The organism is Niastella yeongjuensis (assembly GCF_900110245.1).
Classification (GTDB): Bacteria; Bacteroidota; Bacteroidia; order Chitinophagales; family Chitinophagaceae; genus Niastella; species Niastella yeongjuensis.
Window position 1 is genome coordinate 441076 of sequence record NZ_FOCZ01000001.1, and the last position, 13878, is coordinate 454953.

Genomic DNA, 13878 nt, shown 5'->3' on the forward strand with positions numbered 1-13878 from the left:
AGTAGTGAAATGAGTCAGTAGTAGGGCTGACTCATTTCGCTTTTTTGACTGACATACTATGGTTCAACTAGTTTAATACACTACTATCTTTCACTATTTCAATGCCTTGCTGTAAACGAATGGCATTGAAACCGCCCAATACATTTCGCAGGTTGTGAATGCCCTGCCGCTTCATCAACGACGCTGCAATTACACTACGGTAACCACTGCCGCAATAGACGTATAAATTCTGGTTCTCTTCAATATTGGCCATAGAACCGGGATCGGTCAGTTCATTTAAAGGAATGTTCACGGCACCGCGGATATGACCATCTGCAAATTCGGTTTCGCGCCGTACGTCTACCGGGACCAGGTGATCATCGTAAGGCAGGTCCATAGCCAATTCATCTGCTTCTACATCTATGATGAGGTCTACTTCTTCACCGGCATTGCGCCAGGCTTCTACTCCACCGGCCAGGTAACCATGTATTTGCGAAAAACCAACACGTGCTAACCGCACCACGCTTTCTTTTTCCTGTCCTTCATCAGTTACCAGCACAATGGGTTTATCGAATGGCAATAAACTTCCGGCCCATTCGGCAAAGCGGCCTTCTAAACCGATGCTGATAGAACCGGGTACAAAGCCTTTGGTAAATTCACCGGCGCTTCTGGTATCGAGCAGGATATTGTCTTCATTGGTCAGCCACTTCTTAAGATCGGCCACGCTCAAAGGAGTTAGCGCCGTCTCTAAGATCTTCTCAAGGCTATCGTAGCCCTCTTTATTGATTTTTGCATTGATGGGGAAGTACGAGGGAGCGGCCGGTAAATCGGCTAATACGGCCTTTATGAACTCGTCTTTCGTTTGGGGCTGCAGGGCATAGTTATTTTGCTTTTCCTCCCCTATGGTGCTTGAAGTGCCGGGTCCCAGGTTCTTACCACAATTGCTCCCAGGGCCATGGGCCGGGTATACAATTACATCATCGGGCAACGTGGCGATCTTTTGGCTTAAGGAATCAAACAGCATAGAAGCCAGGTCGTACTTGTCTAAATTGCCGCTGCTAAGGTCGGGTCGGCCAACTTCACCTACAAAAAGGGTATCGCCGGTAAATACCGCCTGGGCTTTACCGGTTTCATCGTGCAGCAGGTAACAGGTGCTTTCAATGGTATGGCCGGGCGTATGCAATACTTCGATAGACGCCTTGCCTAATGGAAAGCTTTCTCCGTCTTTTGCCAGGTGTATGGGGAAATTGGTTTCTGTTTTAGGACCGTAAACAATGGGCGCACCGGTAGCTTTTTGCAGATCGAGGTGGCCGCTTACAAAATCGGCGTGAAAATGGGTTTCAAAGATGTATTTGATCTCAGCATTCCGTTCCCGGGCAAGCTGAACATAACTGTCAATGTCCCTAAGGGGGTCAACTATAGCCGCAACACCATCACTTTCAATGTAATAGGCTGCTTCACTTAAACAGCCGGTATACAGTTGCTTTATAAACATGTAGTCTTATTTTGGTGCAAAGGTATACCATAACAAGTTAACCCGTAGCCTTTTGAGCTACAGGTTACCTGTTTTACAAATTTGATGTCTCCGTCTTATCAGATGTTGAGGTCGTCCACGCATTTCATGATATGAGCAACCCGTGAGCTGTTAACAGAATAGTAAATGAATTTACCATCCCGGTCAGTTTTCACGATACCTGCTCTACGTAAAATAGCGAGGTGCTGGGAAGCAACGGACTGTTCCAACCGTAGACGTACATAGATCTCCGTCACGGTAAGACGCTTGTTCTCATCGATTAGTTTGACGATCTGTTGACGCAGCTTGTGGTTCAAGGCGCGAAGTATCATCGCAGCCTTTTTCAGGTTCAGGAAGTCAACTTTTACCGATTCACCATCCCCACCATCTGCATTTAAGACCATGGAGTAATTGGTTGTTACGTTCATGTGCACATCAGAGCTTTTAAGATATTTAATAGGATAACGCTAAAGATCAAATTTACAAGAATTTTGATATGCTAGGGATGAAAGGAGGATAAAAGTTTCATTTGGTCATTTTTTGATATAAGTGTAAAATTCTTTTAGATAAACGGGTTCAGTGTACGCCAAGTTGGCAAAATTCTGCATCAAATGCAAGCTGGCGGCTAGTTTAGCAAGCGATTTAGCAATATCTATTTTTTCACTTATAAATAGAACGTTAGGATACCTGTTCACATTTTCCCACTTAAAACTGCCATTTCCAAAGCATATGAGCGATCGATCATTTAACTCTTCTTTAAAACTTAATTCATCAAGTATCATCGCTTTAGGGCTTATGATTTCCTGTAACTGCTCATCATACACTGCAGTAAACACTTCCATACGACGGGCATCTATCATTGGGCAATAACACAGCGGTGGCTCCATATGCGCCACTTTACTACCCAGTTGATCGATGACTGCATAAGCCATTGCCTGCAACGTATTAATTGTTATGAGCGGTATTTGTAGTGCAAAACACAATCCTTTGGCTGTTGCCATACCTACACGTAAGCCAGTATAGGAGCCAGGTCCGGCAGTTATGGCTATGGCCTGAAGCTGCTGCATGGCAATCCCTTTTTGCTGTAATAAGTCGTTAATGGCCATTTGTATCCAGGCTGCATGGTCCTTCTGATTATCGTTAGTGAGCGTCCCTATTACAACTCCGTTTTCTGCTATGGTTACACTTGCCTGATCTGTAGCTGTATCTATGCTTAATATCATGATCTGTTTATAAAAAATTACTTCCTGGTTTTAAATACAAGCTGTAAGCTATAAGCTTTAAGCCGTAAGCAAATACAGGGTTAAAGCAAAATCGTGAGCTGTATTGTCTTTCTGCCCTCTGCCTTCTGCCCTCCGCCTTCCTCCACTGCCTACTGCCCACTGCCTACTGCCTTTGTTAATTCAGCCGCAGGCATATAACGTTTATCCTCACTGCTTAATTCAACCAATAGTTCATACACCCGCTTCAACCCTATTTTTTCGCTCCATTCAAACGGACCATACGGGTAGCTGGTGCCCAGCCTCATGGCAATATCAATTTCTTCTCTTGTGCTTACTGCTGCGCCCAAAGTATAATACGCTTCATTGATGATGGCGGCCAATATCCTGGCAGTGATCATACCCGGAATATCGGGCGTCAGCACATATTGCCATTGCAGCTGTTCAAAGATGGCTTTTATGGAAGCCTCATTTATCCTGGCAGGCAACGCCACTTCGGTTACTGGCCGCTGTAATAAACCCGGCCAGGCATTTATGCGAATAAAATCGGCGCCAGTTTTTTTGGTTGTCCAGGGCACGGCATTGATCATTACTGGTTTTGGCAACAACCGTTTCAACTGTTGCGTTCTTTCCACGTCCTGTTCAAATAACAGGTCTATGTATACATCGGCATCTGCAATGGTCAATGAACGAACCGAGTCAACCCAAACCACCGTTATGGCATCCGGCAGCTTTTTGGTCAATAATTCCTGTTTTAGTATAGCGTCGGCTAAAATGGCCACTGTCATGGGCTTTCTGAATTTATCCGCAAAGAAAGGAAGAAAAGGCAGACGGCAGAAGGCAGACGGCCCTTATCTTTGAAACATGCAAAAAACAATAATTACCACCACCCAGGCGCCAGCTCCCATTGGCCCATATAGCCAGGCTGTACAGGCCGGAAATCTGTTATTCATTTCAGGCCAGGTGCCTATCAATCCTGCCACCGGCACAGTGGAAGCTACCGATGTAGCCGGTGAAACCGATCAGGTAATGAAGAACCTCCAGGCCGTTTTAACCGAAGCGGGTTACGACTTCAGTCACATTGTAAAGACAACCATTTTCCTGAGTGATATGTCGCATTTTACTGCCGTGAACGAAGTGTATGGTAAATATTTTACCGGTAATTACCCGGCCCGGGAAACCGTAGCCGTTAAAGGCCTGCCCCGGAATGTGAATGTGGAAATAAGTATGATCGCAGCTAAATAGGGTGAACACAAATGTAAAGTCCGGAAGGTGCTGTATGTATAAGCTCCTCCCGGACTTGTATTATCCTGTTAACTTGTTAACTAATTAACCTTCTCGGTTGTCTTCAGCACACCCAGCTCCTTACCGATCTTTGCAAAGGCTGCAATAGCTTTATCCAGGTGCTGCTGTTCGTGGGCTGCGCTCAATTGCACGCGAATACGCGCCTGTCCTTTGGCCACCACGGGATAAAAGAAGCCAATCACATAAATCCCTTCATCGAGCAGGCGGGCTGCAAAGTTCTGGGCTATAACGGCATCATACAGCATAATAGGCACTATAGGATGGTCGCCGGGTTTTATGTCGAAGCCGGCCTCCGTCATTTTACTGCGGAAGTATTTGGTATTGTATTCTAATTTATCGCGCAATTCAGTGGTTTCGCTCAACAGGTCCAGCACCGCAATAGAGGCCCCTACAATGCCCGGCGCCAGTGTATTGGAGAACAAATAAGGGCGCGAACGCTGCCGCAGCATCTCAATCACTTCTTTACGTCCGCTGGTAAAACCACCCGATGCGCCGCCCAGGGCTTTACCCAGGGTGCCGGTGATGATATCAATTTTTCCCATTACCCCCCGGTATTCATGTGTACCACGGCCCGTTTTTCCCAAAAAGCCGCTTGAATGGCTTTCATCGATCATAACGGCCGCATCATATTTTTCCGCCAGTGCAACAATAGCATCCAGTTGGGCGATGGTGCCATCCATGCTAAACGAACCGTCGGTAACAATAACGCGGTTACGGCACGATTGTGACTCTTTCAGTTTCTCCTCCAGGTCGGCCATGTTATTATGTTTATAACGGAGCCGCTGGGCCTTACACAAACGCACCCCGTCGATGATGGAGGCGTGGTTCAGCTCATCGGAGATAATAGCATCCTGCTCATTATAAAGCGGTTCAAACACACCCCCGTTAGCATCGAAGGCTGCTACATACAGAATTGTGTCCTCAGTACCCAAAAAGGCTGATATCTTTTGTTCCAGTTCTTTATGAATGTCCTGGGTTCCGCAAATAAACCGCACGCTGCTCATCCCGTATCCCCGGAGATCAACATACTTCTTGGCGGCTTCAGTTACTTTGGGGTGCGATGATAAGCCCAGATAGTTGTTAGCGCAGAAATTAAGCACCGTTTTACCATTCACTGTGATCTCAGCGCCCTGTGGCGACTCAATTATACGCTCTGTCTTAAACAAACCGGCTGCCTTTATCTCGGTCAGCTCATCGGCCAGGCGTTTTACTAATTTTTCATTCATGGAGCATGTAGTTTTTTGTAATGCCACAAATGTAATAATAGTCAATGTGAGGCGCAGCAAAATGGCACCGGTGCCCGGAAATTTTTCCCCACATCACTGTTTCAACAGCAACGGCCTAATTCATTCAAATCGTATAACTTAATTTTTTCAACTGGGAAAAACAACATACCACTTTGTGGTAATTCTAACTTTTTATTAAAAAAACTGTAACAAAACCCCCATAACTTCGTCTTATAATACAAAACGATGCATTATGTGGAAGAAAACCTTTATCCGTTCAACCCTCATACTATTGGTGGCTTTGGCTGGAATATTTGTTTTTGCCACAACGCATACCTCTAAAAAACCCGTTAGCCGGGAATGCCTGAAATCAGTCAAGGATTGCTGTAACAGCAATACCAATAAAAGCAGCAGCCAGACCGATTTTTTGATCTGGGAATCGCTGAGCCGGGCTATAGCAGCAAATGCTCAATTTTAACTTATGACAATCAACATTTCTATAGGGAGATCCCTCCGGCTGAGCCGGGGGGATCTTTTTTTCCATTTTCTTTTAAATTCCCTGTAACTTTTTAACGCCCCGGTTCGTACCACCTTTACACTAACAGAATAACAGACAGGTTCTGCTTATGACCGAGAAAGAGTATAATCAATGCGTAGCTGAGTATGCGGACAACGTATACCGGTTCATCCTTAAAAATCTTCGTCATGAAGAGGATGCCCGGGATGTTGTGCAGGCTGCGTTCGAAAAAATGTGGCGGAACCGGGCTGATGTGGACAATGCCAAATGCAAAAGTTTTCTGTTTACGGTTGCTTATAACCAAATGATCGATCATTTGCGTAAAGCCAAACGGGTGCAGTTACGCGATGAGTTCAAAGAAGAAACACAGGTGCTGGACAAACCCATGTACAATACCCGTAAAATTCTGGAAGAAGCCTTAAGCCGGCTGAACGAAACACAACGTTCACTCGTATTACTGAAAGACTATGAGGGGTATTCGTATGAAGAGATCGGACAAATTACCGGATTGAACGAAAGCCAGGTAAAAGTGTATCTTCACCGCGCCCGGATTCAATTAAAGAACTATTTGGTAAAACCAGAAAATGTCATTTAACTGTTACCATATAAGAACAGCTGATTTCAACTTCCCCACCGGAGGCGGCCAGGAAGTTGAAATTACCCGTGACAACTACGAAGCGTATTTCGTAATGTATATAGATGAGGAGCTGCATGCAAATGAACGCATGGCAGTGGAACAGTTCATACAACAAAATCCCGACCTTGAAGAAGAGCTGGTGATGTTGCAGCAGTCGGTACTGCGGCCCGATGAAGGCATTGTTTTTGACCAAAAAGAAAGCCTGTTTAAACATACGGTTACCAATGACATCAATGAGCGCAACTGTGAGGAGTATTTTGTTTTATACGGTGATGATGAATTAACCAATGAGGAAAAAGATAAAGTTGAACAGTTTGTATATAAACATCCACAATACCAGGCAGACTTTGAATTGATACAGCAGGTGAAACTGGTGCCCGATAACGCGCTCACCTTCCCTGATAAATCTTACCTGTATCGTTCAGAAGAAGATGATGCCAGGGTGATCGTATTCTCCTGGTACCGCTTTACGGCTGCAGCCGTTGTACTACTCACTATGGGCAGTGTGCTCTTTTATGCTTCCACGCACTTTGTGGCTGATAAAAACGACGTGGTGACAGCGCCAACAACAAAACCAACAGCGCAACCGCAGCCATCAGTAGTTATCGACAGCAAGTCCCCACAAGCCGATGTGGCTGTAGCTCCCCAGCGGGAAAACAATGATATTGTAAAGGAGAGCAGGAAAAATATTTCAAAACCAGGTAACATTCAGTCAGCGTTATACGTACAACAAGTAGAACAACAACCGGAAGAAGTTCCTGCAGGCAACAATGAAAAATCCTTATCCGCCAGTACGGTTGATGTAGCTGTTGGCAAATTGTATGAGCGGCCTGAAGTGGAAGGCACTGTCATTACTAACACGGTACGCCAATCAATAGCTCTCCAAACAGCAACCGTAGAACCAGATGAAGAACCAGTGCATTCACAAACAGCTGTATTGACAGCATCGGTGAATAAAACACCATTAAGAGGTTTTTTTAGAAAAGTATCACGGGTTGTTGATAAAGTAACCAGCCCCGATGATAATGGCAAGGCAGGCATCCGCATAGCCAACCTTGAGTTTGCCATAAAATAATACAATTAAAATAGTTAAATCAGCAAAGATGAAACAGGTAATTATACTCCTGATAGGGATTAGTATGTGCTTAACCGGCCTGGCCCAAACCGATTCCACCGCAAAAGGGAACGATAATGAAAATGATACCATTCGTGTAGGCGGGATGATCATTATTAAAAAACACAAAGGCAACAACAATAACGACAGCAGTAACGTCAGAACATACCACCGCGATCACAAACCTTCGCGCATAAGCACCAACTGGTGTATCATAGACCTGGGTTTTGCCAACTACAACGACCAAACCGATTATAAAAGCAGCGCCATACAGGGGCCCGACGGGTTCGCTCCCGGTCTTGGCAAAGACCAATTCAAATTACGCAGCGGCAAATCAGTGAACGTAAGCATCTGGGCCTTTATGCAAAAGCTGAATATCGTTAAAGGCATTGTAAACCTTAAATACGGCCTGGGGATAGAATTAAACAATTACCGCTACGATGACCCGATCCTGTATCAAACCAACCCTACCGTGGTGGTGCTGGATAATACGCGGAACTACTCAAAAAATAAACTGGCCGCCGATTATGTAACCATTCCGCTTATGCTCAACTTCAATTTTACCCCACATCGTAAACATGGATTTGGGTTAAGCGTAGGTGCCAGCGCCGGCTACCTGTATTCGAGCCGGCAAAAAACCATCACCAACACCGATGGCAAAGAAAAAGAACACGACGATTTTGATTTAAGGCAATGGAAACTGTCTTATATAGCTGAATTAGCTTTGGGCCCGGTAAAATTATACGGTTCGTATGCGACAGAAAGCATGTTTGCGAAAGGCCTCGACCAGCGCCCCTACAACTTTGGATTGCGTTTAAGCAACTGATAACAGTAAGTAACATAGCCATGATCTGCAAAACGTCCTGACTTTTATCAGGACGTTTTTTTTATTTGATTTTCAATGGCCCTATTTTTGCGATCCGAAAATCAGAAAAAAATTGTGTTAAAAGACCCTGCAAAAAAAATAAATGGGTACCAATGCCGTTGTGATTGGTGAAATATCTTTCATTCAGGTTTAAACCCATTAATCATTGCTTGGTCTTTACGCTTAAAACCAGGTTTACTTATGAAATCTAAATGGCTTATAGCTGGCCTTATTGTTATTGTTGTATCCGGATTAGCAGCTTTTAAAACCATTGAAAGAAGGGTTATTAAAAGGAATATTTTCAGATCGAAGCCTGTGGGCGACGTGTATTTGATCGTTGACAAATCTGATTATGAATTGAAGGTGTATGATGCAGAAGGCTGGTATGCAACTTATCCCGTTGTATTCGGCAACAAAGATCTTTCCGACAAACTCACCGAGGGCGACCGTCGTACACCCGAAGGCACCTTCAAAATACTATCTAAAAGACCTCACCAGAAATGGCATAAGATGCTTATGCTGGATTACCCTACAGCAGAAAGCTATGCGAAATTCAAAGACCGCAAAGCGAAAGGAATAATTCCGCAAAGCGCAAAAATTGGCGGTGGTATAGCCATACACGGTACCTGGCCACATGACGACCTTGTGGTAGATGATTTTACCAACTGGACCAATGGCTGTGTAGCATTAAAAAATGAAGACCTCGATGAACTGGATGAGGTAACGCCCATTGGTACCAAAGTGATCATTCAGCGTTAAAACTATTTCATTATATACAACATTGATGTGTTTCGTAAACACCCAGTGGGCGGGTGTCTATCACTACGCATATGCAAGGCTTTTTACGCAGACCAGCATAGTACTATTACTGGTTTATCTTCTATTTTTGGGACAGCAGCAACATTCCGGGTTACTTTATTGTCATGTTGATATTTATTAGCGGGTTTAGCCCAACCTAGTTTGCTATTTGGACCGTATATTGCATATGCAACTAGTTCCGTTTTTCGGGACCATTAATATGTGAGACAAAACAATCCATAAAGGACGTTGGCTTTAGAAAACGGTCAATGTTTCCGTCTCTATGAAGACCCCACATACTCCAGCCAGTGGGGTTTTCTTTTTCCCTTCTTCATCAATTTTTCAGCAAAAAAAATCCACCAAAGAATTGCTCCTTTGGTGGACAGAATTCTGTTTATTAAAACAACATTAGAATCCTGGATTTTGAGTAAGCATTGGGTTTCTTACAAGCGCCGAAGTTGGAATGGGCAACAAAGCATTATAGTCTTTGTATCCTTTAGCACCCAATATTGCAGCGGCTTTACCCCATTTCACCAGTTTGGCAAATCGTTGTCCCTCGCGCGGCATTTCGCTTTTCCATACCATCTGAACAGCGTCTCTTGCCCCGGCAGGATCACTAAATGAAACAGATTGCCCGCCGCTGCGAGCCTGTAATAGATTTACATAGGTTGCATCGAGTTCACCTAGATTTACCCGCGCTTCTGTATTGATCAGCAACACTTCGGTAAAGCGGCCAACAGGACAGAAAGTTTTTGAGCTGCCTGCATTAAAAAACGGAATATAACCCGTCATAAATCCAGATCCTATATTCCAGATGATCTCCATATTGTCATCGCTGATAAAAATACTGCCAGCCGGCATCAGATTATAGTTACCGCCTGCTATCAGATCGTTGGTGAATTGTTTGGCTCTTGTATAATCACCTTGCGCCATGGCTACACGGGCCATCAACAGGCGGCATGCATCGGCGTTTATTTTGTTACGATCGGCATTAACATAGCGGGCCGGTAAAAGAGAGATGCCATCGCCAATATCATTCTTGATAAAGGCATAGGTAGCTTCTACAGGAGCACGGCTCAGGTTATAATCGGTTCCACCGGTTTGTAAAGGCAACCCGCCAAAATAAGTAGCCAGTTCGTAGTATATAAAGCCACGCAAACCTTTGGCTTGTCCAACAAGCTCATTCGTCTCTGCTGATGACAGATTCAGGGCAGGAACATTATTGATCAGCCTGTTCAGCATAGCAATGTAGTTATAACCATTTTGATAAAAGAGAAGTATCTGGCTACTGGTTGCCGGATTAAAACTAAAATTATCAAATGCACAGAAATCAGGTAAAGTATTACAATCGGCATCATCACTCATCATACCATCCAATACTGTCTGCAACTGGTGCCAGCCAAGTAATGACTGATATACAGAGGTAAGGTATTGTTGGGCATCCGTTTTACTGGTAAATGGCAATGCGATCTGATTCTTCAGATACCCGACCATTGATTTTACCTGTACCGTTTTGTTGCTGGCCACTACCACTTCAAAAGGTACCCATGTTTTATCGTTTGTATTAACGATCCCATCGAAATTAGCATCCAGGAAAATAAAGTCACCAACTCCCTGACTCCCCAAACGTGGTAATGTACTTAACTGATTTTGATTTTGAAAAATGCCAATTGGTTTATAAGCAAACAGCTCACCATTGATCAATGCCGGTTCAAAAAAATTGAGCTTGTCATCTTTTTTTGTAACCAGGTAGTAAGTACCAGCTGGCAGGTTGGTAAAAGTTATTTTACCATTGGCATCGGTTTTACCGGTATAGGCAGGCTGTGTAGGGTTGTTTATAAAATCTTTACGGCTGGTGTACAGGGCAACATCAGCATTCGCAGCTACTTTACCCAAGGTATCGGTAGTTGACCATTGCGTGGCATCAAACACGGTTATTTCGGCATTACCTGGCTTTTTACAAAGCACGTTGTCCAGGTTATAAACCGCAAACGATGCATCTTCTTTACTTTTCAGAATAAGCGCTCCGTTCACCATGATGTTACCTCCGTCAACAGTAACCAACAGCTCTTTTCCACTTATGGTAGTCAGTTTTTTACCATTGGTAAGGTCGCTTTTTTTAATAATGCCTTTTACCACATGGTCCTTTACTTCATCTGCTGTAAGGGAAGCAGCTTCTATCCGGCCATTGGGATTGTAACTGGTAATAGCATAGTCTACAGGAGCAAAAACGGTAAGCCCCCCGCTCACATCAGCGTCAGCAAATTTTACTGACTGAAACGAAGCGCCAAAGGTTTTTACACTGTCTGTTTGTGAAAGATAATCCTGTATTGCTTTAACAGCAGCATTTGCAGGAGGTGAATCGTCCTTGTCCTTTTTAGAGCAAGCCAACACCAATGTGAAAAGAGTACATAGAGTAAGGATCTGTTTCTTCAGCATAGGTTTAAATTATTATATCAGATTTTAGGTAAAGATCATTTGTCGTAAAACGGGCAAATGTATAGTAAGGCCCCAGCACTTGCAATAGCCGTAAAATGGTATTTTGTCACATCAGGATAAGTACCTATATAGTATCGTATATAGCAACACGAAGCCCCCCGATGTATCGGGGGGCTTTACGAATATTAATTAATTCCTATTTATTGCTTACAATCTTCCTTTGGCAATTTCCTCCACCACTGCCGGATCCAGCAAAGTAGTGGTATCACCCAGTTTATCAACTTCGCCTTCGGCGATCTTGCGCAGGATGCGACGCATGATCTTACCGCTTCTTGTTTTTGGCAACCCGCTTACAAATTGAATTTTATCGGGTTTGGCAATGGCACCTATAATGCGAGCAACGGTTTGGGTAATATCTTTCCGTCCAAGCGCTTCATCGCCGCCATGGGCTCCCTGGTAAATTACAAAGGCATAAATACCCTGCCCTTTAATATCATGCGGATAACCCACTACAGCGCTTTCTACAACGCCGGCGTGCATGTTAATGGCATTCTCCACTTCGGCAGTCCCAATGCGGTGACCGCTTACGTTCAGCACATCATCTACCCGGCCGGTTATCCGATAATTGCCGGCTTCATCGCGCAGGCAACCATCACCGGTGAAATACAGGTTTTCGTAGGTAGCAAAATAGTTCAGGCGGCAACGTTCATGATCGCCATACGTGGTACGCAGGATGCCCGGCCAGGGGAATTTAATACAAAGATTTCCGCTTACTGAATTGCCGGTGATCTCTTTCCCGTTCTCATCTACCAGCACAGGCTGAACGCCCGGTAAAGGCAGGGTGGCATGGGCGGGTTTGGCCGGTGTTACCCCAGCCAGGTTGGAAATAAGAATGCCGCCGGTTTCTGTTTGCCACCAGGTATCAACAATGGGACATTTATTCTTTCCAATATTATCATCGAACCAATGCCATGCTTCTTCATTGATGGGTTCCCCTACTGACCCCAGTACTTTCAGGGAGGTAAGGCTGCGGCCTTTCAATGGATCGAGCCCAAAGCCCATCAAAGAGCGAATAGCCGTAGGCGCGGTATACAATACATTTACTTTGAACTTATCTACTATTTCCCAAAACCTGCCGGCATCGGGCCAGGTAGGCACGCCTTCAAACATCAGCGAAGTAGCACCGGCGCTTAATGGGCCATATACAATATAACTATGCCCGGTTATCCAGCCGATGTCTGCCGTACAGAAATGCACCTCGCCCGGCTGGTATTGAAACACATTTACAAAACTATAATTGCTATACACCATATAACCGCCAACAGTATGTACTACTCCTTTAGGTTTACCGGTTGAACCGGAGGTGTATAAAATAAACAGCATGTCTTCCGCATCCATTTCCTCGGCTACACAGTCAGGGTTGCCCTGTGTTTCCACGATCTTGATCTCATCTTCCCACCATACGTCGCGGCCTTTTATCATAGATACCGGTGTGCGTGTTCTGGTTAAAACAATCACCCTTTTTACAAAGGGGCATTGTACCAGGGCATCGTCAATTACACCTTTTAATGGAATTTCTTTATTACCGCGGAACGCTCCATCGCAGGTAACTACAAATTCAGCTTTGGCATCCTGCAGACGATCGGCAATGCTTTGCGCGCTGAATCCGCCAAATACGACAGAATGTATAGCGCCAATGCGTGCACAGGCCAGTACTGCAATGGCCAGCTCAGGCACCATGCCCATATAAATACAAACGCGGTCGCCTTTTTTAACGCCGTTGTTCTTAAGCACATTGGCAAACTGGCAAACCTTGGCATGCAGGTCGCGATACGTTAACACCCGGTGATGTTCTTCAGGATCGTTGGGTTCCCAAATAATAGCAGGCGTATTACCTAAGGTGCCGAGGTGACGATCGATGCAGTTTTCGGTAATATTGAGTTTACCACCGGCAAACCATTTTATGGTTGGTGTTTTAAAATCCCACTCCAGCACTTTATCCCATTTTTTACGCCAGTAAAAACTGGCAGCTATTTCAGCCCAGAAGCCTTCGGGATCGTTAACACTTTTTTCGTACGCCGTTTTGTATTGGTCCGCTGTTTTGATCTGATAAGGATATGACATAACAATCTGTTCCCTTTTAATTTTAGGGTTTCAAATTACGAATAAAATACCAGTTCTTAATTCCGAGTTCTTAGTTCTATTTTTTAATTATTCCACTTTTATATTGACTCATAGCTTGCGGCTTACAGCGTAAAGTTTATG

Annotated in this window: 13 protein-coding genes; 6 read left to right on the plus strand and 7 right to left on the minus strand. The window is 44.5% G+C overall.

What is annotated here, in order from left to right:
• Positions 1-67: 67 nt before the first annotated feature.
• The 4 genes from BMX95_RS02030 to BMX95_RS02045 all read right to left on the minus strand — a co-directional run bounded on the left by BMX95_RS02030 (position 68) and on the right by BMX95_RS02045 (position 3500).
• Entirely contained in the window at positions 68-1474 is a 1407-nt protein-coding gene (locus tag BMX95_RS02030) for an MBL fold metallo-hydrolase (RefSeq protein ID WP_081199112.1), read from the minus strand.
• Between the two features lie 98 nt (positions 1475-1572).
• Positions 1573-1920, minus strand: a complete 348-nt coding sequence (locus BMX95_RS02035) for an ArsR/SmtB family transcription factor (RefSeq protein WP_014222809.1) — start codon at positions 1918-1920, stop codon at positions 1573-1575.
• 105 nt (positions 1921-2025) lie between these two features.
• Positions 2026-2715 carry a tRNA (adenosine(37)-N6)-threonylcarbamoyltransferase complex dimerization subunit type 1 TsaB gene (tsaB, locus tag BMX95_RS02040; protein WP_081199110.1) on the minus strand — a complete coding sequence of 230 codons (690 nt, stop codon included), beginning with the start codon at positions 2713-2715 and terminating at the stop codon, positions 2026-2028.
• Between the two features lie 149 nt (positions 2716-2864).
• The gene (locus BMX95_RS02045) at positions 2865-3500 is read right to left on the minus strand and encodes a 3-hydroxyacyl-CoA dehydrogenase family protein (protein WP_081199108.1); all 636 of its coding nucleotides are present in this window, start codon (positions 3498-3500) and stop codon (positions 2865-2867) included.
• A 76-nt stretch (positions 3501-3576) separates the two neighbouring features.
• Here BMX95_RS02045 and BMX95_RS02050 point away from each other — a divergent pair, with 76 nt between their 5' ends.
• On the plus strand, positions 3577-3957 hold the full coding sequence (locus tag BMX95_RS02050; protein ID WP_081199106.1) for a RidA family protein: 381 nt from the start codon (positions 3577-3579) through the stop codon (positions 3955-3957).
• An 80-nt stretch (positions 3958-4037) separates the two neighbouring features.
• On the opposite strand, the gene kbl is transcribed toward BMX95_RS02050, so the two are convergent.
• Positions 4038-5243 (minus strand): glycine C-acetyltransferase, encoded by a 1206-nt coding sequence (gene kbl, locus BMX95_RS02055; RefSeq protein WP_081199104.1) that lies wholly within the window; start codon positions 5241-5243, stop codon positions 4038-4040.
• A gap of 253 nt (positions 5244-5496) precedes the next feature.
• Here kbl and BMX95_RS02060 point away from each other — a divergent pair, with 253 nt between their 5' ends.
• The 5 genes from BMX95_RS02060 (at position 5497) to BMX95_RS02080 (ending at position 9135) form a co-directional block, all read left to right on the plus strand.
• Positions 5497-5721 (plus strand): hypothetical protein, encoded by a 225-nt coding sequence (locus BMX95_RS02060; protein WP_081199102.1) that lies wholly within the window; start codon positions 5497-5499, stop codon positions 5719-5721.
• 148 nt (positions 5722-5869) lie between these two features.
• Positions 5870-6355, plus strand: coding sequence for an RNA polymerase sigma factor (locus BMX95_RS02065; protein ID WP_081199100.1), 486 nt, complete (start codon positions 5870-5872; stop codon positions 6353-6355).
• Positions 6345-7472: an anti-sigma factor gene (locus BMX95_RS02070; RefSeq protein ID WP_081199098.1), complete on the plus strand. Its 1128-nt coding sequence runs from the start codon at positions 6345-6347 to the stop codon at positions 7470-7472. Before BMX95_RS02065 ends, BMX95_RS02070 begins: the two co-directional genes overlap by 11 nt.
• A 28-nt stretch (positions 7473-7500) precedes the next feature.
• Entirely contained in the window at positions 7501-8337 is an 837-nt protein-coding gene (locus tag BMX95_RS02075) for an outer membrane beta-barrel protein (protein WP_081199096.1), read from the plus strand.
• Between the two features lie 240 nt (positions 8338-8577).
• Positions 8578-9135 carry a L,D-transpeptidase family protein gene (locus BMX95_RS02080; protein WP_081199095.1) on the plus strand — a complete coding sequence of 186 codons (558 nt, stop codon included), beginning with the start codon at positions 8578-8580 and terminating at the stop codon, positions 9133-9135.
• Positions 9136-9582: 447 nt separating this feature from the next.
• Here BMX95_RS02080 and BMX95_RS02085 read toward each other — a convergent pair whose 3' ends face one another.
• Together BMX95_RS02085 and acs are read right to left on the minus strand one after the other, a co-directional pair.
• Positions 9583-11613, minus strand: a complete 2031-nt coding sequence (locus tag BMX95_RS02085) for a RagB/SusD family nutrient uptake outer membrane protein (protein WP_081199093.1) — start codon at positions 11611-11613, stop codon at positions 9583-9585.
• A 207-nt stretch (positions 11614-11820) separates the two neighbouring features.
• Positions 11821-13737 carry an acetate--CoA ligase gene (acs, locus tag BMX95_RS02090; protein ID WP_081199091.1) on the minus strand — a complete coding sequence of 639 codons (1917 nt, stop codon included), beginning with the start codon at positions 13735-13737 and terminating at the stop codon, positions 11821-11823.
• Positions 13738-13878 lie beyond the last annotated feature (141 nt).